Here is a 20,045-nt window from a genome sequence, read left to right on the forward strand (position 1 = left end):
CTATTCGAACATCCGGCGGGGACGGCCGGGCCTCGCGCGGAAGTCGCAGCGGACCTCCGCCGGCGACCCGGACCGTCACCAGGACGTCGGACGGTGGAGGTCGCGGGCCGGTTGGTACCCGCCGAGAACGGCCAGGCCGTCCGCCTCGGTGTAGCCGCGTCCCCAGCCCTTGAGGAACGCCTCGACCACGCACGGCTCGACTCGCATCTCCAGCACGTCGCTGCCCTGCCGGCGCGCCCGGTAGGGCCCGGCGGCGAGGTCGCCGGCCCTCGACCCGTTGCCCGGGGCGGGTTGGGCCCGGACCGTCAGCCAGCGGCCAGATTCGTCCCCTACGACGAGGGAACCTTCGACGAAGCGATCCCGCTTCGACCGGCCGAGCGTGACCGAGCACGCCAGCAGACGTGCTTCGGCCGGCAGTGACTGCAGCCGGAACGGCACGACGCAGCGGTGGGCGCCGTCGAACCGGACCCGGCTCGCCGCGCCCGTCGCCGCGTCGCGGCCGGCCGCGTAGATGTCGAGCTGGGCCCAGAGGCCGTCGACCGGCTGCCACCGGACGAACCACAGCTGGCGGTCGCCGGACGGGTCGTACCAGGCCACTCCCGGGCGGCCCGCGACGCTCACGTCCGTCCGTGGCTGGGGTCGTCCCGCCGACGACAGCGTCTGCTGCAGCCCGTCCAGCGTCGCGGCGCTGCGGGCCAGCGCGAACCGGGCGTGACCGGTCCGGCCCCGGAACTCGACGCTCTCGACGCCGCGTCCCGCGCTCCACGTGGCGTACTCCGCATCCTCGACCAGGGTGGGGGCCGCGAAGTGCACCACACCGGGGTCGGCGCCGACCACCTCGGGACGCGCGACGGCGCCGGGCTGACCAGGCGCGTCCGGCAGGGCCAGCGCCGCGGGAGTCAGCGGCGCGGCATCCGGTGCCCTGCCGGTGGGCGCCACCATGACCACTGCGGCGAGCGCGGCGCAGGCCGCCGCCGCGCCTCCGGCGATCAGACCGCGCCGGCGCAGTCGCAGGTGACGACCGCGGCGGCGGGCGTGCTCCACGATCGGCGTCGGATCGACGTCGCCGCCCGCCCGGTGCTGGAGCATCGCGGCAAGGCGCTGATCGAGGTCGGTGGACATCACATTCCTCCCGTCCGTGCGGGGGCGGGCGTGTCCTGGCGCTTCCGCAGCGCCTGGAGGGCCCGCCTGGCGTGCGTGCGCACCGTGCCGGTCGAACATCGCAGGATCTCGGCGATCGCCGCGTCGTCGAGATCCTCGTAGTAGCGCAGCACGATCACGGTGCGCTGCTTCGTCGGCAGGTCACGGACGAGCCGCCACAACGCGTCGCGTTCCACGACACCGGCGGCCTCGTCCGCCCCGCCGGCCCGATCGATCGCCGCGGCGGTGGAGATCTCCCGCCTGCTCCCTCGGCGCCACCACGAGCGATTCGCGTTGACCAGCATCCGGTGGACGTACGCGTCGGGTTGATCCGTCCGGGAGATGCGCCCCCAGTGGGCGTACGCCTTCGCGAGGACGTCCTGGACCAGGTCCTCGGCACGGTGCTCGTCACCGGTCAGCAACCGGGCGAGCCGCACCAGCGCCGCGGTGCGCGCGAACGCGTACTCCTCGAACGTCACGCCCTATTAACGCCGGAGGTCGGCCGTCCCGTAGACAGACATGTCCGGGATCTTCCGTGCCCGGGGTCAGTCGCGATACTCGACGAGGCAGAACTCGTGGCCCTCCGGGTCGGTCATCACGACGACGACCCCCTCGTCGTAGTCGTGCCGCTCGCCGGTGAACCCGCCGCCGAGCCTCGTCACGGTCGCCATCGCCTCGTCGAGGTCGTCGACCGTCACGTCGAGGTGGATCCGGACCTTCCCCGTGCGGGGCCCGGGCACCGGCTGGAACACCAGCCTCGGTTGGGGGTCACCGCGCTCACCGAGGTAGACCCAGCCCTCCTGCGACGCGCCGGGCTCGCGACCGAGCAGGGCGCTCCAGAACCGGGCGACCCGCTCGGGGTCGACGCAGTCGACGGTGACACCGGACCAGACATTCGCCATCCACCGATCCTGGCAGAGACCGATGAACGTGGCGTTCGTCGGATCTCGGGCGACCTCGATCGGCCGGTGGTCCGCCGGATGCGGACCCGGGCCCGTTCCTGCGATCATGGGCCGATGCGGGACGCGGCATGAGCATCACCTCCGTGATCAACTACAAGGGTGGGGTCGGCAAGACCACGATCACCGCCAACCTCGGCGCCGAACTCGCCGCGCGTGGCCGCCGGGTCCTGCTGATCGACCTCGATCCGCAGGCCAGTCTCACCTTCTCGTTCTACGCGGCGGACGACTGGGAACGGGACCTCGCCTACGAGAGGACCATCCTGCAGTGGTTCGGGTCGGTGCTGGCCGACGAGCCGACCAGCCCCCTGCACCCGTACGTGCTCACGCCGGAACCGGCCAACGCGCTGTTGCCCGACGGCGGCCGGCTCGACCTCGTCGCCTCCCACCTGGGGCTGGTCGACGTCGACCTCGACATCGCCGCGGCGCTCGGCGGGTCGCGCTTCCAGCACGGCAGCCCGCACTTCCTGTCCCTGCACCGGGCGCTGGCCGACGCGCTCGGCGCCGAGGAGTTCGCCGGGTACGACGACATCCTCATCGACTGCGCGCCGAACTTCACCATGGTCACCCGGACGGGCATCGTGGCGAGCGAGCACATCCTCACCCCGGCCCGGCCGGACTACCTGTCCACGCTCGGCATCGACTACCTGCGCAGCAAGGTCTCCGAGCTGGTCCGCGACTTCAACCGGGTCGCCGCGCCCGGCCCGACCATCGACCCGCAGTACCTGGGCGTGGTGTTCACTATGATCCAGTACGCCTCGGGCGGGCCGATCAACGCGTCCCGCAACTACATGAGGCACACCGACAGCCTGGAGGTCCCGGTGTTCCGGCAGACCGTCCGGGAGAACAAGACCCTGTTCGGCACCGCCGGTGAACGGCGGCTGCCCGCCGTGCTGGTGCCGAACGCCAACGAGACGGTGCAGCACGAGCTTCGGCAGCTGGCCAGCGAGTTCCTGGCCCGCACCCGCCTGTGAGAAGGAGAGTTCCGGTGTCCAACCCCGCCGACCTGGCCCACGCCGTCCTGCTGCGGGTCGCGGACTTCGTCCGCGCGCTGCCCGCCGACCAGCTCACCGCGCTGGCCGACGGCACCGCGAAGCTGGCCGTGGTCGACCGGACGCGGACCGCCCGGCCGGCTGCCGCCGCGGTCCCGGCCGGCCTGGACGTCGACCGGGTTCGCGCCGACCTCGCGGCCATCGGTGACCGGGCGGCCGGCGTGCGGTATCTCGCCGACCTGAAGCTCACCGTGGCGAAGCTGCGGGCGTTGGCCAAGGAACTGGGCATCGCGGTGCCGGCGAAGGCCAGGAAGGCCGACATCGAGCACGACATCGTGCAGTGGACGGTGGGTCGACGGCTGGACTCGGCCGCGATCAGTCGTCCGCCGGCGCCTCGGGGCTGACCGCGCCGTCCGGCAGCAGCGTCGCCCGCACCTCGGCGAGCACGTCGGCCCAGAACGCCGGCGGGGCGGCGTTGCGCAGCTGTCCGGTCAGGTGCTCGGCCAGCCGGTGTGCCTCCCGCCGGGTGAACGACGCCTCCGCCTCGCCGCCCAGCGGCGGTCGGGCCCGGACCGGGGCGTCCAGCGGCACCGGGTCGCCGGTGCAGACGATGTCGAGGTGGCCGGTGGTGCGGGTCAGCGCCACGTAGAGCAGCCGGTGACCGCGCTCGTCGCTGGCCACGATCTCCGCCGGCTCGACCACCACCACCGCGTCGAACTCCAGGCCCTTGGCCTCCTGCGGGCTGATCAGGTTGACCGAGCCGCCCAGCTCGCCCCGGTCGGCGCTGCTCCAGGCCATGCCGTTCGCGGCCAGCGCCGCCTCGACCGGGCGCCGCTGCCGCGCCGGGCAGACGATGCCGACGAACCGGCCGGCCTCGGCGTGCTCGCGGGCCACCGCGACGGCACGGGCGGCCAGCTCGGCCAGGCCGACCCGGTGCACGCCGGTGTCCGCCGGCCCGTCCCGGACCACCTCCACCGGCGTCACTTCCGGCGCGGCCACCGGCAGCAGCGCCGCCGCGGTCGCGTACGCCTGCCGGGGTACGCGGTAGCCGTACCGCAGCGGGGCGATCTCGGCCGGGTACGTGGCGGGCAGGTGGGCGAGCACCTCCGTCCAGGAGTCGCGCGCCCACGTGCCGGTGGACTGCGCGAGGTCGCCGACCACCGTGAGTGAGCCGGTGGCGCTGCGCCGGGCCACCGCGCGCAACTGCATCGGGGACAGGTCCTGTGCCTCGTCGACCACCACGTGCGCGTAGCGGCGGCCCGTCCCGTCGATCAGGTGCGCCAGCTCGTCCAACAGGGGCAGGTCGGCCGCCGACCAGGTTTCCCGCGACAACCGGTCCGCGCCGCGCCGGTGCAGCGCCGCGATCTCGGCCGGGGTGAACGCCTCGCCCGCGGCGGCCCGCAGCCGCGCGGTGGAGCCGAGCAGGTCGCGCAGCAGACCGGTCGGGGTCTGCTGCGGCCAGAGCCGTTCGGCGAGGTTGCCGACCGCGTCGGACCGACCCGGGTCCACGCCTGCGCGGGCCGTCACCAGGGCGGCGAGCCGGTCGCGCAGCAGCCGGCGCCGGCCCGCGTACGGCAGGTCGGCGGCCCGGGCCGAGGCGAGCGCCTCGGCGACCTCGGCGCCGGGCAGGGTGACGAACCGGCCGCCGACCAGCAGCCGCTCGGCCGGGTCGGGGACGCCGATCCGGGCGTCCAGCGCACGGGCGAGCAGGCCGGCCATCCGGGCCTCGCCCTTGATCCGGGCCACGGCGTCCGGCTCGACGCGTCCACGAGGGACGTCCGGGGCGAGCCGGCCGACGTCGCGCAGCTCGACCCCGTCGTCGCCGAGGGCGGGCAGGATCTGCCCGATGTAGCGCACGAACGTCGGGTGCGGGCCGACCACCAGCACGTCCGGGGCCGACATGTCGGCGCGGTGCTGGAACAGCAGCCAGGACACCCGGTGCAGCGCCACGGCGGTCTTGCCGGTGCCGGGCCCGCCCTCGATCACCAGGACCCGGTCGCGCGGGGCGCGGACGAGCGCGAACTGGGCGGCCTGGATGGTGGCGACGATGTCCCGCATGGTGCCGGTGCGGCCGCGGCCCAGCTCGGCCAGCAGGTGGGCGTCGACCGTCTCGGCGATCTCCGCGAGGATGGTGTCGGTCAGGTCGTCGATGGTGTTGCCGGTGCAGGTGAAGGCGCGCTTGCGGCGGATCCCGGCGGGGTTGTCGGCGGTGGCCTCGAACCATCCGGCGGCGGCCGGGGCGTGCCAGTTGACCACCAGCACCTCGCCGTCGGCGTCCCGGATCAGGTGCCGTCCGACGTAGCGGACCTCGCCGGCCTCGTCGTCGATCCGGCCGAAGGCCACCGCGTCGTCGGCCGCGCCGAGCGCCCGGGCGGCGATGTCGGCGTAGCGGCGCAGGTGAGCGGCGGCGGCGCCGTGGGCGGCGGCGGACGGCAGCCGCGCCAGGTCGTCGCGGCGCCGATCGCGGTGCGCGGCCGCCACGTCGAAGTATGCCTGCTCGGCGGCGATGTCGGCTGCCTTGGACGCCGTGTCGGCTGCCGTGGACGCCACGCGACCCTCCCTCACGCCGGTGCCGGCCGGTCCGGCCGGCGGGACTCGGTCGGGGACCACCGTACCGTCCGGTCCGGCGCCGTGCCGACCCCCGCGGGAAGCGCCCATGTCGTTGACCGTCGATTGGTGTGAACGTTAACATCGCCGAAACGTATCGAGGTATGACGATCAATGGTCGAGGGAGTCGAGGAGGCGAGCCAGGTGGACAACAGAGTGGGCCGACGACGCGGGGCGTGGCGGACGGCGGTGTCGGCGGCGGTGGTCGTGGTGGTGGCGGCGGCAGCCGTGCTCACCGGGCACGCCGAGCCGGCGCGCGCGGCGACCGCCATCACCGTCAACGGCGCGTCCGGCGGGCGCACGTTCGACGGCGTCGGCGCGGTCAGCGGCGGCGGCGGCAACAGCCGGCTGCTGATCGACTATCCGGAGCCGCAGCGCAGCGACCTCCTCGACTACCTGTTCAAACCGGGCTACGGGGCCGCCATGCAACTGCTCAAGGTGGAGATCGGCGGCGACACCAACTCCACCTCCGGCGCCGAGCCCAGCCACGAGCACACCCGCGGCAGCATCAACTGCGACCGGGGCTACGAGTGGTGGCTGATGGAGCAGGCCAGGACGCGCAACCCGAGCATCGCGCTGGCCGGGCTGGCCTGGGGTGCGCCGGGCTGGATCGGCAACGGCAACTTCTGGTCCACCGACTCGATCGACTACCTGGTGGCCTGGCTGGACTGCGCGGCCACGCACGGGCTGACCATCTCCTACCTCGGCGGGTGGAACGAGAAGGGCTACAACGCCACCTGGTACAAGAACCTGCGTGCCGCGCTCAACTCCCGTGGCTACGGCGCCGTGAAGATCGTCGCCTCGGACGACTTCGGGTGGGCCGCCGCCGACGAGTCGCTCCGCGACCCGGCGTTCGCCAACGCCGTGCAGGTCTTCGGCAGCCACTACGTCTGCGGCTACCGCAGCGCCCAGAGCAGTTGCCCCAGCTCCGCCAACGCGATCTCCACCGGCAAGCAGCTGTGGGCCAGCGAGAACGGCTCCGACGACTACAACGCCGGCGCGGCGGCGCTCGCCCGGGGCGTCAACCGCGGATACCTCGACGGCAGGATGACCGGCTACATCAACTGGCCGGCCATCGCCGCCATCACCCCGAACATCCCGTGGGCGACCACCGGCGTGGCGGTGGCCCAGCAGCCGTGGTCCGGCGCGTACTCCATCGGCCGCAGCGCGTGGGTGATGGCGCAGACCACGCAGTTCACCGCCCCGGGCTGGCGCTACCTCGACGGATCCAGCGGCTACCTCGGCGGCAACCGCAACAACGGCAGCTACGTCTCGCTGAGGTCGCCCAGCACCAGCGACTGGAGCACCGTCGTCGAGACCATGGACGCCGGCTCGGCGCAGACGCTCGACCTCACGGTCACCGGCGGGCTGTCCACCGGGGTGGTGCGGGTGTGGTCGACGAACGTCCGGTCGAGCAACCCGGCCGACCACTTCGTCCGCGGCGGCGACATCACCCCGGTCGGCGGGCGCTTCTCGCTCACCGTCCAGCCCGGCCACGTCTACAGCATCACCACCACCAGCGGGCAGGGCAGGGGCACGGCGACCAGCCCGGCGGCGGGCGCGCTGCGGCTGCCGTACGCCGACACCTTCGACAGCTACGCCACCGGCCGGCAGGCCCGCTACCTGATGGACCAGCAGGGCTCGTTCGAGATCGCCGGGTGCGCCGCCGGCCGCGCCGGGCGGTGCGTACGCCAGATGTCGGACCAGGCGCCGATCTACTGGACCTCCGGCCAGGCCGAGCCGTACGCCCTGCTCGGCGACCTGAGCTGGCGCAACTACACCGTGTCCTCGGACGTCCTGCTGGAGAAGCCCGGTTACGTCCAGCTCGTCGGGCGCGCCAACACCTACAACCACCAGGGCCCGCAGAACCTCAACGGCTACTACTTCCGGGTCACCGACGGCGGCGCCTGGTCCATCCGGAGCAACAGCACCAGCGGCAACTGGCGCACGCTGGCCAGCGGCACCACGTCGGCCCTGGGCACCGGCCGCTGGCACACCCTGGCGCTGAAGCTGGACGGCGGCACCCTCACCGCGTCCGTCGACGGCGCCCCGGTCGGCGCGGTGTCGGACTCGACCTGGGTCGCCGGGCAGATCGGGTACGGCACCGGCCAGGGTGTCACCGCGCAGTTCGACAACCTGTCGATCATCCCCGGCGACGGTTCCGGCAGCCCGACCGGGGAGATCCGCAGCGCGAGCGCCAACCGGTGCCTGGACGTCAACGGCGCCAGCCAGGCCGACGGCGCGGTGGTGCAGATCTGGGACTGCAACGGTGGGGCGAACCAGCGGTGGACGCTCGGCGCCAACAACCAGCTCACCGTCTACGGCAACAAGTGCCTGGACGTGCCGGGCACCGCGTCGGGCAGCCGCGCGCGGATCATGAGCTGCACCGGCGGCGGCAGCCAGCAGTGGCGGGTCAACGCCGACGGCACGATCGTCGGCGTCGCCTCGGGTCTCTGCCTGGACGTCAACGGCCAGGGCACCGCCAACGGCACCGCGGTCCAGATCTGGACCTGCAACGGTGGCAGCAACCAGCAGTGGGTCCGCGGCTGACCCTCGCGAGGTGTCGATCATGAGGTTGGCGGCCGGACGGGGCGACGTCAACCTCATGATCGTCCCGTCAACCTGAGGTTGACGACGGACATGCGTCAACCTATGGTTGACGCATGGATGAGACCGAACCGCTCACGATGAGCCACCCGGTGCGCCTCGACGAGCTGATCGAGGGCATCAAGAAGACCCGTTCCAACGCACTCGACCAGCTCGCCGACGCGGTCCTGGTCGCCGACCACCTGGGCGACGTCGCCGACCACCTGATCGGGCACTTCGTCGACCAGGCGCGCCGTTCCGGCGCCTCGTGGACGGAGATCGGCCGCAGCATGGGGGTGAGCAAGCAGGCCGCCCAGAAGCGTTCCGCCGCCAAGGTGGAGACCGCCGCCGCGCTCGATCCGAGCGCCGGGTTCGGCCGGTTCACGCCGCGCGCCCGCAACGTGGTGCTGGCCTCGCAGGAGGAGGCGCGGGCCGCCGGCAACGCCGAGATCACCCCGGGGCACGTCGCGCTCGGGCTGCTCGCCGAGCCGGACGGGCTGGCGGCCGCGTTGATCGTGGCGAAGGGCGTACCCCTGGAGATGTTCCGGGAGGCCGTCGCCGCGACGCTGCCGGCGAAGGCCGACCAGGTCCCGGACCTGATCCCCTACGACGCACGCGCCAAGAAGGTGTTGGAGCTGACGTTCCGGGAGGCGCTGCGGATGGGGCACAACTACATCGGTACGGAGCACATCCTGCTCGCCCTGTTGGAGGAGGAGGGCGACGGGGGCGTGCTCGGCGGGCTCGGCCTGCGCAAGGACGCGATGGAGTCCGCGGTGGAGGGCGCGCTGGCGGAGTTGACGCGCAAGCGGGCCTGACCCGGCGTCGGGCACGTGTCACGGGGGCACGTGCCCGACGCGAGCGGTCAGTCGGCGGTGGGGAAGCCGTAACGGGCGGCGTGCTCCGGGTCGGCGGGGTCGACCTGGCGGATGCCGGCGTCGGCGAGTCGCTTGTTCACCTCGTCGAGGCGGTCCCGGACCAGCCGGGCCTCCTCCTCGGTGACCCGGCCCCGGTGCGGCCGGCCGGCGTGGTCGATGGTGCCGTAGTCGATCTTCTCGGCGGCCCGCCGGGCCTTCGGCGGCTTCACCCGCTCGGCGGTGCGCAGGAGCTGCGCCATCGGCACGTCGGTGGCCATCGCGTCGAACTCGCTGGCGGTCAGCACCACCCGGCGCGGCTCGCCGCCGCCGTGCCGGTCGTGGATCTCCACCACGGCCACGTCCAGCGCCGCGTCGTCGATGCTCTCCACGTCGACCGGGGTGGCGTCCAGTTGCACGGGCCCGGCGACCAGGTCCGGGTGCTCCAGCACGACGACCTTGACCACCTCGTCGTCGGGGGACAGCACCTGGCCGGTGAAGTCGGAGACGTGGATCGTCTTCTTGCCCATGCGCGGAGCTTCTCCTGTCGTAGCCGGAAATCGGACCACAAGACGCTACCGCACAGGTGTGCGAAGCCCTGGACGCCCGCCGTCCGGTGTGTCGCCGCGCCTCAGAGACTCCCCTTGGCGGCCACCCACTCGGTGGGCTGGCCGGTGAGTGCGGCGATCCGGTCGTAGTCGGCGTCGTAGTGCAACACCACCGCACCGTGGAGCTCGGCGGTCGCCGCGATGACGAGGTCGGGCAGCCGGAAGTTTCGGTGCTGGCTGTCCGCGGCCAGCATCCGATGAACCGACATGGCCCGGTCCATCGCCTCGGCGGTGACGTCCAGCCAGCGTTGTCCGCGCAGGGCCTGCCAGAGGATTTCGTAGCCCTCCGGGTTCGGGGCGTTGTTCAGGTATTCGAGTGAGGTCATCTGGCAGGCGGCGAGACGCCCTTCCGCCAGCAGCGTCTCGAAGCGCTTCCGAACGACCGGGTGACGAGCCTGGAGTACGTAGACCGAGGTGTCCGCGAGGTAGATCCGGCCAGCCATCAGGCGGCCGCCTCACCCTCACGTGCGTTCTCGGCCAGCCGGCTCAGGTCCCGCCCGCCGCCGTAGCGCCAGGCCGCGGCCGACTCACTGAAGTCCATCTCGACCTGGTCGAAGGCGGCGACGATCTCCCGGGCCTGCCGGCGGACCGCGAACGCGTGCAGCGCGGCGTTGATCGTGGCCACCTTGGTGTCGGTGCCCAGGGCTTCACGCGCCGCTTCGAGCCACTCGTCGTTCACATCCACCGTGATGCGTGTCATGCCTTCGAACGTACACCAGAATCGCCGCCGCGTAGGCATCAAAGGCGAGCCTGGCGTGGTGCGTCAGCGGGTCGTGAGGCCGCGCCAGGCGGAGCTGTCGGCGGGCTGGGTGTTCAGCTCGGCCCAGGTGAGTCCCCGGTCGCGGGCCTCGCGGTAGCCCGGCTGCGCCGGGAACCGCCCGGCGGAGTCGGCGGCCCGCCAGCTCTGCTCCGCGTCCTGCTGGAATCGGTCATTCGGATGATTCGGCATGACCACTACCGTCCCAGAGAAACTTGTCCATGTATGGAAATGAATATGACGCAGGATCGATGCGTGCGGTTCCGTCGGGGCGTCAGATTCCTGCGGCCGGCAGGCGGACCACGAATCGGCATCCGTCGCTGACGTTCTGCACCTCTACCCGCCCGCCGTGCGCCTCAACCAACCCGCGCACGATCGCCAGGCCGAGGCCGCCGGACCCGCCCGGCTCGACCGCCGGGGTGCGGGCCGGCTCACCGCGGAACGCCACGTCGAAGACGCGGGACAGGTCGTCCTCGGGGATCCCGCCACAGGTGTCGGCGACGGCCAGCCAGGCCGTGTCGACCTCGCACCCGGCGTCCACCCGCACCGTGCCGTCCTCCGGGGTGTAGCGGATCGCGTTGAGCAGCAGGTTGCCCACCACCCGGGCCAGCTCCCGCTCGCTGGCGGTGACCGTCGGCCAGCCCGCCTCGGGGGCGACGAGCCGGATCCGCCGGGCCGCCGCGAGCGGGGCCGCCCCGGCCAGCGCGTCCGAGACCACGTCGCCGAGCGGCACCGCGGACATCGACAGCCGCAGCGCGCCGGCATTGATCCGGGACAGTTCGAACAGGTCGTCGACCAGTCGGGTCATCCGGTCGGTCTCGACCCGGATCCGGCGGTGGTACTCGGCCACCGTGGCCGGGTCGCCGACCACCCCGTCCTCCAGCGCCTCGGCCATCGCGCGCAGGCCGGCCAGCGGTGTACGCAGGTCGTGCGAGACCCAGGCGACCAGGTCGCGCCGGCCCTTCTCGATCCGTCGCTCCCGCTCGCGCGCCTGGTCGGCCCAGACCGCGGCGGCGGCCAGCCGGCGGCCGAACAGCCAGCCCACCGCCAGGCTCACCACGCCGCCGGCGGCCACGGTGGCCAGCACCACCTGGAGGTCGTGCGGGGAGAGGAACATGGCCTGGGCGACCCCGGCCACCCCGGCGGCCACCGCGCCGACGGTCATGGCCAGCAGCACCGAGATGTGCACCGTGATCGACCGGCCGCGCAGCAGCCGCAACGTCACCGCGCCGACCAGCCCGACGGCGAGCGCAGCGGCCAGCGCCACACCGAAGATCAGCGCGAGGTCACGCATCGGCCGGCTCGTACCGGTAGCCGACGCCCCAGACCGTGACGATGCGGCGGGGTCGCGCCGGGTCGTCCTCGATCTTCTCCCGCAGCCGCCGCACGTGCACGGTCACCGTCGACTGGTCGCCGAAGCTCCAGCCCCACACCCGGTCCAGCAGTTCGGCCCGGCGGAACGCGCGGGCCGGATGCCGCATCAGGTGGGCCAGCAGGTCGAACTCGCGCAACGTGAGGGTCAGCTCGCGGCCGTGCAGGCGGGCCACGCGGGGGCCGGTCTCCACCTCCAGGCCGCCGTCGGCGAGCAGCTCCGGCGGCGCGGCGGCCGGCTCCCCGCCGGCCCGGCGCAGCACCGAGCGGACCCGCAGCACGAGCTCCCGCGGGGAGAACGGCTTGCCCAGGTAGTCGTCCGCGCCCAGTTGCAGGCCGAGGATCCGGTCGGCCTCGTCGCCGCGGGCGGTGAGCATGACGATGGGTACGCCGTCCGGCCGCTCCCGCAGCCGCCGGCACACCTCCAGCCCGTCCAGCACGGGCAGCATCAGGTCCAGCACCACCAGGTGCGGCGGACGGCGGGCCACGCTGTCCAGGGCCGCCGACCCGTCGCCGACGTGCTCGACCTCGTAGCCGGCGTGCTCCAGGTAGCGGCAGACCACGTCCGCGACCGTCCGGTCGTCGTCCACCACCAGCACCCGCTGCGCCACGCGCACCTCCCGCGTACGGAGAGGCCAGCGTAGCCACGGGCGGGAGCGTGAGCCATTGCCAGGTTCTTACGGTGTGCGCGGTTCGGAGCGGGTCCGGCGGGCGTACCGTGATCATGTGCTCGACCGACGGCTCTTCCTGCATCTGGCGACCTGGTTGGGGCAGTGGCCGGCGGCACCGGGATGGCACGTGGTCCGCTCCTACCGTCGTGCCCGCCCGGCCTGGGACGGTCGGCTGCGCCCGGCGATCGGGGTCGCGGTGGACGGCAGCGCGATCCTCTCCGTGGCGCCGGACCGGGTGGAGGCGGTCCGGGCGCTGATCCGCGGGCGTCCGCGCGACGAGTGGCTGCCCGCGCTGCCGGCGACGGTGGGCACGCCGGAGTTCACCACGCAGGCCGGAGCGTTCCGGTGGTGCACCGACCCGGCGCCGCTGCCCGACGTGGGGGAGTGGCTGCCGCCGACGGTGCCCGGCGCACCGCCCTGGCTGCGCCTGTTCGACCGGGAGGTGCTGGTGGTCCGGGACGACGACGGCGCGTACCTGGCCGGGGTGGGGATCAAGCGGCACGACGCGTACGGGCACGAGTTGGCGGTCGGCACGACGAAGGCGGCCCGGGGGCGCGGGCTGGCCCGACGGCTGGTCGCCCAGGCGGCCCGGCGGGTGTTGGACGAGGGCGCGATCCCCACCTACCTGCACGACGCGGACAACCACGCCTCCGCCCGGGTGGCCGAGGCGGCCGGGTTCCCGGACCGGGGGTGGACCTCGTTCGGCGTCTTCCCGCACTGAGCCCGACCGCGCGCGACGTGGGCGCGGACCGTGGATCCCGGGCCGGATCCACGGTCCGCTGCCTCTCCCCCCAGGTCCCGACCCTGGTAACGCTATGTGTGCGAACGGGTGACGGGCAAGGGACGTGGCGGCGGTTGACCCTGTCCGGTTACGGACTTGACCTGCGCACTCCCGTCGGGCGGGACCGCCGGGCTCAGTGACGCAGCGTGTGGATCACGCTGAGCGCCTGCCGGGTGACCGGTCGCAGCACCCGCAGGCGGGACAGCCCGACGAGCCGGTCGACCAGCGGCACCACGCCGTCGATGAGCTGGCGGGTCTTGACCTGTCCGGGCGAGCGGTCGTGCACCCAGTAGAGCACCACGCCCATGTAGCCGAGCCAGAGCAGTTCCGGCAGCGACTCCCGCAGTTCGTCGTCGAGCTTGGCGGTGGAGCCCGCGAGCACCTCGCGGAAGAGCGACACCGACGCCTCGCGGGGGGCGGACGACTCGGTGGAGAACGGGCTGAGCGGCGAGGTGGGCTCCGCCGCGGTCTTGAAGAACGTGCCGGCGAACGAGTGGTACGGGCTCAGCACGTCCACGCCGGCGTGCAGCACCCCGGCCAGTCGCGGCGCGAAGTCCCGTTCCCGGGCGAGCACCGGGGCGGCGACCGCCCGGTGCTCCTGCTGGGTCTCCGCGTAGAACTCCTGGATCAGGTGTTCCTTCGAGCCGAAGTAGTAGTAGGCGTTGCCCACCGCCACGCCGGCCTCCTGGGCCACCGCCCGCATGGTGGTGCGCGCGTACCCCCGCTCGCGGAACAGCCGCAGGGCGGTGTCCAGGATCAGCCGGCGGGTCTGCTCACCCCGGGCGGTCGACCCGGTGCTCGGGCCACCCGCAGCGGTCGTCGGCGCACTCTGCTCGGTCATCGTCGTCACCGTATCCCGGTTCCCGGATCCGTTCGCGGACCGCGGCGGCGGCCGCCACGACCCGCCGGGCCAGCGGCAGCAGGTGCGGGCGGGCCAGTCGTTCGGCCGTGCGGCGGTGCTCGGCCAGCGCCCACAGGCAGGCGAACCAGGCACCGTCGCCGGTGTAGACCGCGCCGGTGTCGGCCACCACGGTCAGGTCCCGCAGCGTGGCGTCGTGGTCCAGCCCGGGGAGGCGCCGCCGGGCCTCCGCCGACCCGGCCGGCACGAACTCCAGCGGTACGAGCTGGGCGCGCGAGGCGAGCCACCGCCGGGCGGCCCGGCACAGTGGGCAGTCCGCGTCGTAGAGGACGGTGAACCCGCGGATCCCACCGGCCCCGTGCCCGGTGGGATCCGACGGGTGCCCGCCCGGGGCGGACGTCACCGGGCCGGCGGGATCGGCCCCGCCGGTGGAACGGGGTGCGGGCCGCCCTGGGGCGGGAGCACGGCGACCGGAGGCAGCGGCGGGTGGGTCGCCTGCTGCCGCAGTCGGCCGCGCCGGTAGCGGCCGAGCGCGAACACGTTGAAGAAGTGCAGCGCGCCCAGGACCAGCAGCACCAGCCCCACCTTGAGCGAGAGCTGCTCCAGCGCCTGGCTGGCGTCGCCGACCGGGCCGGACTCCTTCATGGCCACCGTGACGTAGCCCAGGTTGAGCAGGTAGAAGCCGACCACCAGCAGGCTGTTGACCGCGTCGGCCAGCCGGCTGTCGGCGAACACGTCCTGCAGGAACACCAGCCCGTTGCGGGAGAGCGCCCGCGCCACCCAGATGGTCAGGCCGATGCTCACCGCGAGGTAGGTCAGGTACATCCACACCTTCACGTCCATCCCCCGTCGCCTCTCTTGAACGCGTTCAAATTGATGTCGCGCCGAGCGTACGACGTTTCTTGAACGTGTTCAAGTCCGGAACGTGCGCCGGCCCGCCGTCGCGGACGGCGGGCCGGGTCGGGCGGTACGGGTCAGTCGGTCAGGCCGAGCACCTTCGCGGCGGCGCGGCCGTTGGCGTGGCTGGCGCCGTAGGTGGCGACGAAGGCGCGCGCCCCGGCCGGCCGCCAGGCGCCCGGCCAACCCATCTCCACCACCGTCACCGGGTGCGTGGCGGCCAGCGCCTCGATCAGCTCCCGTGCTCCGGGCAGCCGGTGCAGGTGACGCCCGACCAGCACGACCGGCCGGTCCCCGGCGAGCGCGCGCAGCTCGGCCGGGTCGGTCTCCCCGGCCACCGCCCGGGCCTGCGCCACGTCGGCGGGCAGGTGCGGCCCGAGCCCCCACGGCACCCGTCCCTCGGCGATCGTGGAGGTCGCGTGCACCTGCACCACCAGCGGCGCGCCCGCGGCGGTCAGGTCGCCCTCGACGTGCACCGCCCGCAGCGCGGCGGCGTAGCCCAGGTCGGCGGCGACCGGCGCGGGCCCGTCGGCCGGGCCGGTCCAGGCGGCGAGCGCGGCGGTGCGGCCGGCGGCCTCCTCGACCCGGGCCCGGTCCAACCGACCGTCGCCGATCCCCGCGACGATCTCCGCGGCGACCAGCTCGACCAGGGCGGCGTCGACCTTCGCGCCGATGCAGAGCAGGTCGGCGCCGGCGGCCAGCGCCCGGACCGCGGCCGGACCCACCCCGCCGGCCGCCAGCGCGGCGCCCTTCATCTCCAGCGCGTCGGTGATCACCGCGCCGGTGAAGCCGTACTCGCCGCGCAGCAGGTCGACCAGCACGGCCCGGCTGAACGTGGCCGGACCGTCGCCGGTCAACGCCGGCACCCGGATGTGCGCGGTCATCACGGCCCGGACGCCGGCGTCGACCACGGCGGCGAACGGCGGCAGGTCGCGCTCGCGCAGCACGGCCGGCGGCACGTCGACGGTGGGCAGCTCGTGGTGGGAGTCGGCGACCGTGGCGCCGTGCCCGGGGAAGTGCTTGGCGCAGGCGGCGACGCCGGCCGACTGGAGGCCGGCCACGGCCGCGGCCGAGTGGACCGCCACCCGCTTCGGGTCCGCGCCGAACGACCGGGTGCCGATCACCGGGTTCTCGTCGGCGGTGTTCACGTCCACCGTCGGAGCCAGGTCGAGGGTGAGGCCGAGCGCGGCCAGCTCGCCGCCGATCGCCGCGTAGACCCGGCGGGTGAGGTCGGGGTCGTCCACCGCGCCGAGCGCCGCGTTGCCCGGGTAGGGGCTGCCGGTGGCGTGGGCCAGCCGGGTGACGTCCCCACCCTCCTCGTCGATCGCCAGGATCACGTCGGGACGGCCGGCGCGCAGCGCCGCGGTGGACGCCGCCACCTGGGCCGGGTCGTGGACGTTGGTGCCGAACAGGGTGTGCCCGGCGAGCCCGTCGGCGAGCAGGTCGACCGCCCAGTCCGGCGGGACCGGGCCGGCGTACGCGGCCAGCAACGTGCCCAGCGCGAGCCGACGGAGTCCTGGATCGAGCCCCACGAGTATCCCCTTTCCCTGCCGGGTCGTCCGACCTCTCGGGACCGGGGTGGCCGATACGCTAACGGGCACCCTTCGGCAGGCGTTTTATGGTTAGAAACTTTACGGAAAAATTGAGGACGTTGGCATGAGTGCGACCCGGCTGCCCGGCACCCCCCGACTGTTGCGGGCGCTCAACGACCGAGCGGCGCTGGAACTGCTGCTCGAACGCGGGCCGCTGACCCGGGCCCGGATCGGCGAGCTGACCGGGCTGTCCAAGGTCACCGCCTCCCAGCTCGTCGAGCGGCTGGAGGAGCGCGGGCTGGTCGCCCGGGTCGGTGAGCAGGCCGGCGGGCGGGGCCCGAACGCCCAGCTCTACGCGGTGCGACCGGGCAGCGCGTACGTGGTCGGCGTGGACGTCGGCGCCGAGCGGGTGGTGGCGGCCTGCGCCGACATCACCGGCGCGGTGGTCGGCCGGGTCGAGCAGTCCACCAGGGACACCGACGACCCGGTCGGCGTGGTGCACAACGCGGTGGTCCGGGCGGCCAGCAGCGCCGGGGCGGAGCTGTCCGCCGTCCGGCGCGTGGTGCTCGGCACCCCCGGCCTGGTCGACCCGCAGACCGGCGACATCACGTTCGCGTTCAACCTGCCGCGCTGGCACAGCGGCCTGCTCGCCGCACTCCGCGAGGACCTGGACACGCCGGTCGTCTTCGAGAACGACGTGAACCTGGCCGCGGTCGCCGAGGCGCAGTCGGGCGCGGCCCGGGGGACCGCCGACTTCGTACTGGTCTGGGTGGACGCGGGTGTCGGCCTGGCGATCATGCTGGGTGGCCGCCTGCACCACGGCAGCAGCGGCGCGGCCGGCGAGATCGGCTACCTGCCGGTGCCCGGCGCGCCGATCCCACGGGACGTGTCGAAGCGCGCCAAGCCGGCGTTCCAGCAGCTCGCCGGCGCCGACGCGGTCCGCGCGGTGGCCGCCGAGCACGGCTTCGCCACGGCGGACGCGGTGGAGCAGGGCGCCGCGGCGGCCCGGGCCGCCGAGGCGGTACGCGCCGCCGTCGCCGCCGGCGCCGACGGTGGCCCGGTGCTGGACGAACTGGCCCGCCGGCTCGCGCTCGGGGTGGCGAGCACCTGCGTGGTGCTCGACCCGCCGCTGGTGGTGCTCGCCGGCGCGGTCGGGCAGGCGGGCGGGTCGGCGCTGGCCGAGCGGGTGCAGCACGAGGTCGCCGCGATCACGCTGGTCCGGCCCCGGGTGGTGACCACCGGGCTGACCGAGGAGCCGATCCTGCGCGGCGCGCTGCGTACCGCGCTGGACGCGGTCCGGGACGAGGTGTTCGGCTCGACGGTCGGCTGACCGCGTGCACCCTGGCGCCATGTGAAGGAATCCTTCATCATGGCGCCAGGGTTCGCAAGGAGTTGCCGGGGCGGGGTCGCCCTCAGATCAGGTCGCGCCGACGGAACACGGTGAACGCGGCGGCCACCAGCGCGGCGGTGAGCCCGAGCAGGACCACCATGCCCGACACCCAGGTCAGCGTGTACGAGCCGTCGCAGAAGCCGGAGATCCCGGTGCTGCACGCGTTGCCGTCCCAGAACCGCACCTCGCCGTTGAGCCAGGCGGCCAGGTAGCTGGAGAGCATGAACCGGTCCGGGCGGCCGACCTCCAGGATCTGGAACACCAGCCGCGCGCCCAGTTCCCACACCACCACGTACGCGGCGACCGTGCCGAGCGCCGCCGAGGTGTGCCGGCCCAGCGTCGCGACGGCGAACCCGAGTGCCGCGGTGGCCAGCACCAGCACCAGCCCGCGCGCCCAGATCGCGCCGAGCGTCACCCAGAAGTCGCCGCCCGTCCGGCCGGTCAGCCCGGACGCCTGCCCGATCAACCAGAACGACCCCAGGTAGGCCACCGACGCCAGCACCGAGAGCGCCAGCAGCCCGCCCAGCAGCGTGCCGAGCTTCGCGGCCAGCACGGTCGGCCGTCGTGGCCGCCACAGCAGCAGGTTGACCACGCCGCCCGAGTTCAGGTCCGCCCCGATGTACGAGGCGCCGACCAGGAACCCGAACAGCGCGAGGAACGCGATCAGGAAGAACAGCAGCGGCTCGGCCTCCTTGGCGAAGACGAAGACGCCGCTGAGGTAGTCGGAGGCGGTCGGCAACGTGTCGGACTGGGCCGGGTCGATCTGGGCGCAGTCGCGCGGCAGGTAGTCGTTCTCGTCGGCGGTGAGCGTGCCCGCCTTGATCCGCAGGCAGCGGTCGTGCGCCAGCTCCAGCCGCCGTACCTCCTCCGCGGCCTGCGCCTGGGCCCGGCCCAGCTCCACCTCGGTCGGGCGGTGCGAGCCGCCCAGCGTGGTCACCACGGTCACCGCGAAGGCGGCCGCCAGCAGCACCACCATGAGTTGCACGAAGCGCCGGGCGGCGAGCCGCTCCAGCTCGGCACGGACCAGGTTCACGCGTCCACCTCCCGGCTCTCGCGGACGTCCAGGTCGATGACTCCGTCGCTCGGCGGCGCGCCGTCCACCTGCCGCGGCACCGCGACGTGCTCGTGCCCACCGGTGAGCTCCAGGAAGACGCTCTCCAGGTCGGGGCGGAGCGGGATCAGCTCGCGCACCCACAGGCCCTGCTCGCCCAGCGTGCGGCTGATCACCTCGGGGTCGACCACGCCGGTCACCACGAGGTGGTCCGGCCCGGCGGTGACCGTCAGCCCGGCCCGGCCCAGCAACTGCTCGGCCTGCTCCACGTCGGCCACCCGGACCTGCCACTGGTGCTGGTCGAAGCCGGCCAGCACCTCGTCCACCCGCCCGTACGCGACCCGCCGCCCCCGGCTGACGATCGTCACGTGGTCGCAGATCAGCTGGATCTCGGCCAGGATGTGGCTGGACAGCAGCACGGTCACCCCGGCCGCGGCGAGCGACCGGGTGAGATCGCGCATCTCGCGGATGCCGGCCGGGTCCAGCCCGTTCGCCGGCTCGTCCAGGATCAGCAGCTCCGGGCGCTTCAACAGGGCGGAGGCGACGGCCAGCCGCTGCTTCATGCCCAGCGAGTAGCCCTTGACCCGCTCGTCTCCCCGGTCCCGCAGGCCGACCTGCTCCAACACCTCGTCCACCCGGCTTGTGGGCACCCCACCGGCCACGGCCAGCAGGCGCAGCGTCCGGTGGGCGGTGAAGTTGCCGAAGAACTGCGGGCTCTCCACGATCGCGCCGACCCGGCCGGCCACCTCGGGGAGTCGCTCGGGGGACCGGACACCCAGCACCTGCATCGAGCCGGAGTCCGGCCGGACCAGCCCGAGCAGCGCCCGCAGCGTGGTCGTCTTGCCGGAGCCGTTCGGCCCCAGGAAGCCGTGCACCTGGCCCGCCTCGACCAGCATGTCGAAGTCGTCGACGGCGACCCGCCGCCCCTGGCGCACGGTGTGGAACGTCTTGCGCAGACCGGCGATCTCGATGACCGCGCTCATCCGCGTGCCT

The 20,045-nt window shown here is 73.7% G+C and carries 22 protein-coding genes; 6 read left to right on the forward strand and 16 right to left on the reverse strand.

Annotation, left to right across the window (positions count from 1 at the left end):
• Nucleotides 1-75: 75 nt before the first annotated feature.
• From ACN27B_RS16115 to ACN27B_RS16125, 3 genes are all read right to left on the reverse strand, one after another.
• A complete protein-coding gene (locus ACN27B_RS16115) occupies nt 76-1,122 on the reverse strand; it encodes a hypothetical protein (protein ID WP_099162250.1) in 1,047 nt (348 codons plus the stop codon).
• Nucleotides 1,122-1,619, reverse strand: a complete 498-nt coding sequence (locus ACN27B_RS16120; RefSeq protein ID WP_099162249.1) for a SigE family RNA polymerase sigma factor — start codon at nt 1,617-1,619, stop codon at nt 1,122-1,124. The genes ACN27B_RS16115 and ACN27B_RS16120 overlap by 1 nt, the downstream gene beginning before the upstream one ends.
• Before the next feature lie 66 nt (nt 1,620-1,685).
• Nucleotides 1,686-2,042, reverse strand: a complete 357-nt coding sequence (locus ACN27B_RS16125; RefSeq protein ID WP_099162248.1) for a VOC family protein — start codon at nt 2,040-2,042, stop codon at nt 1,686-1,688.
• 128 nt (nt 2,043-2,170) lie between these two features.
• Between ACN27B_RS16125 and ACN27B_RS16130 the strand changes: the two genes are divergently transcribed.
• Together ACN27B_RS16130 and ACN27B_RS16135 are read left to right on the forward strand one after the other, a co-directional pair.
• Nucleotides 2,171-3,073 carry a ParA family protein gene (locus tag ACN27B_RS16130; protein ID WP_099162247.1) on the forward strand — a complete coding sequence of 301 codons (903 nt, stop codon included), beginning with the start codon at nt 2,171-2,173 and terminating at the stop codon, nt 3,071-3,073.
• A gap of 14 nt (nt 3,074-3,087) precedes the next feature.
• The gene (locus ACN27B_RS16135; protein ID WP_099162246.1) at nt 3,088-3,495 is read left to right on the forward strand and encodes a Rho termination factor N-terminal domain-containing protein; all 408 of its coding nucleotides are present in this window, start codon (nt 3,088-3,090) and stop codon (nt 3,493-3,495) included.
• Here the strand turns inward: ACN27B_RS16135 and ACN27B_RS16140 are convergent.
• Nucleotides 3,467-5,641 carry a HelD family protein gene (locus ACN27B_RS16140; protein WP_422745779.1) on the reverse strand — a complete coding sequence of 725 codons (2,175 nt, stop codon included), beginning with the start codon at nt 5,639-5,641 and terminating at the stop codon, nt 3,467-3,469. The genes ACN27B_RS16135 and ACN27B_RS16140 overlap by 29 nt on opposite strands.
• A gap of 201 nt (nt 5,642-5,842) precedes the next feature.
• Here ACN27B_RS16140 and ACN27B_RS16145 point away from each other — a divergent pair, with 201 nt between their 5' ends.
• On the forward strand, nt 5,843-8,248 hold the full coding sequence (locus tag ACN27B_RS16145; protein ID WP_371682280.1) for a ricin-type beta-trefoil lectin domain protein: 2,406 nt from the start codon (nt 5,843-5,845) through the stop codon (nt 8,246-8,248).
• A gap of 113 nt (nt 8,249-8,361) precedes the next feature.
• Nucleotides 8,362-9,099, forward strand: a complete 738-nt coding sequence (locus ACN27B_RS16150) for a Clp protease N-terminal domain-containing protein (protein WP_099162243.1) — start codon at nt 8,362-8,364, stop codon at nt 9,097-9,099.
• Nucleotides 9,100-9,146: 47 nt separating this feature from the next.
• On the opposite strand, the gene ACN27B_RS16155 is transcribed toward ACN27B_RS16150, so the two are convergent.
• From ACN27B_RS16155 to ACN27B_RS16180, 6 genes are all read right to left on the reverse strand, one after another.
• Nucleotides 9,147-9,665: a hypothetical protein gene (locus ACN27B_RS16155; protein ID WP_099162242.1), complete on the reverse strand. Its 519-nt coding sequence runs from the start codon at nt 9,663-9,665 to the stop codon at nt 9,147-9,149.
• A gap of 101 nt (nt 9,666-9,766) precedes the next feature.
• The gene (locus ACN27B_RS16160) at nt 9,767-10,186 is read right to left on the reverse strand and encodes a PIN domain nuclease (protein ID WP_422745782.1); all 420 of its coding nucleotides are present in this window, start codon (nt 10,184-10,186) and stop codon (nt 9,767-9,769) included.
• The gene (locus ACN27B_RS16165; protein ID WP_099162240.1) at nt 10,186-10,443 is read right to left on the reverse strand and encodes a type II toxin-antitoxin system VapB family antitoxin; all 258 of its coding nucleotides are present in this window, start codon (nt 10,441-10,443) and stop codon (nt 10,186-10,188) included. The genes ACN27B_RS16160 and ACN27B_RS16165 overlap by 1 nt, the downstream gene beginning before the upstream one ends.
• 63 nt (nt 10,444-10,506) lie before the next feature.
• Nucleotides 10,507-10,692 (reverse strand): DNA repair protein, encoded by a 186-nt coding sequence (locus ACN27B_RS16170; protein WP_422745784.1) that lies wholly within the window; start codon nt 10,690-10,692, stop codon nt 10,507-10,509.
• A gap of 82 nt (nt 10,693-10,774) precedes the next feature.
• Nucleotides 10,775-11,794, reverse strand: a complete 1,020-nt coding sequence (locus tag ACN27B_RS16175; RefSeq protein ID WP_396822820.1) for a sensor histidine kinase — start codon at nt 11,792-11,794, stop codon at nt 10,775-10,777.
• Nucleotides 11,787-12,482 carry a response regulator transcription factor gene (locus ACN27B_RS16180; protein ID WP_099162238.1) on the reverse strand — a complete coding sequence of 232 codons (696 nt, stop codon included), beginning with the start codon at nt 12,480-12,482 and terminating at the stop codon, nt 11,787-11,789. The genes ACN27B_RS16175 and ACN27B_RS16180 overlap by 8 nt, the downstream gene beginning before the upstream one ends.
• 115 nt (nt 12,483-12,597) lie before the next feature.
• Here ACN27B_RS16180 and ACN27B_RS16185 point away from each other — a divergent pair, with 115 nt between their 5' ends.
• Nucleotides 12,598-13,263, forward strand: coding sequence for a GNAT family N-acetyltransferase (locus ACN27B_RS16185; protein WP_099162237.1), 666 nt, complete (start codon nt 12,598-12,600; stop codon nt 13,261-13,263).
• 193 nt (nt 13,264-13,456) lie between these two features.
• Here ACN27B_RS16185 and ACN27B_RS16190 read toward each other — a convergent pair whose 3' ends face one another.
• From ACN27B_RS16190 to ACN27B_RS16205, 4 genes are all read right to left on the reverse strand, one after another.
• Nucleotides 13,457-14,164 (reverse strand): TetR/AcrR family transcriptional regulator, encoded by a 708-nt coding sequence (locus tag ACN27B_RS16190; protein WP_099162236.1) that lies wholly within the window; start codon nt 14,162-14,164, stop codon nt 13,457-13,459.
• Entirely contained in the window at nt 14,097-14,585 is a 489-nt protein-coding gene (locus tag ACN27B_RS16195; protein WP_099162235.1) for a thiol-disulfide oxidoreductase DCC family protein, read from the reverse strand. The genes ACN27B_RS16190 and ACN27B_RS16195 overlap by 68 nt, the downstream gene beginning before the upstream one ends.
• Nucleotides 14,582-15,025 carry a hypothetical protein gene (locus ACN27B_RS16200; protein WP_091580796.1) on the reverse strand — a complete coding sequence of 148 codons (444 nt, stop codon included), beginning with the start codon at nt 15,023-15,025 and terminating at the stop codon, nt 14,582-14,584. The genes ACN27B_RS16195 and ACN27B_RS16200 overlap by 4 nt, the downstream gene beginning before the upstream one ends.
• A gap of 131 nt (nt 15,026-15,156) precedes the next feature.
• Nucleotides 15,157-16,611, reverse strand: coding sequence for a glycoside hydrolase family 3 N-terminal domain-containing protein (locus ACN27B_RS16205; RefSeq protein ID WP_422745788.1), 1,455 nt, complete (start codon nt 16,609-16,611; stop codon nt 15,157-15,159).
• A gap of 124 nt (nt 16,612-16,735) precedes the next feature.
• Between ACN27B_RS16205 and ACN27B_RS16210 the strand changes: the two genes are divergently transcribed.
• Nucleotides 16,736-17,941 carry an ROK family transcriptional regulator gene (locus ACN27B_RS16210; RefSeq protein ID WP_422745790.1) on the forward strand — a complete coding sequence of 402 codons (1,206 nt, stop codon included), beginning with the start codon at nt 16,736-16,738 and terminating at the stop codon, nt 17,939-17,941.
• Nucleotides 17,942-18,023: 82 nt separating this feature from the next.
• Here ACN27B_RS16210 and ACN27B_RS16215 read toward each other — a convergent pair whose 3' ends face one another.
• Both ACN27B_RS16215 and ACN27B_RS16220 read right to left on the reverse strand, forming a co-directional pair.
• Complete coding sequence (locus tag ACN27B_RS16215) at nt 18,024-19,034, reverse strand: ABC transporter permease subunit (RefSeq protein ID WP_099162232.1); 1,011 nt, start codon at nt 19,032-19,034, stop codon at nt 18,024-18,026.
• A complete protein-coding gene (locus ACN27B_RS16220; protein WP_099162231.1) occupies nt 19,031-20,035 on the reverse strand; it encodes an ATP-binding cassette domain-containing protein in 1,005 nt (334 codons plus the stop codon). The genes ACN27B_RS16215 and ACN27B_RS16220 overlap by 4 nt, the downstream gene beginning before the upstream one ends.
• Nucleotides 20,036-20,045 lie beyond the last annotated feature (10 nt).

This window comes from Micromonospora sp. WMMD754, from assembly GCF_049315235.1.
In the GTDB taxonomy this organism is placed as follows: Bacteria; Actinomycetota; Actinomycetes; order Mycobacteriales; family Micromonosporaceae; genus Micromonospora; species Micromonospora sediminicola.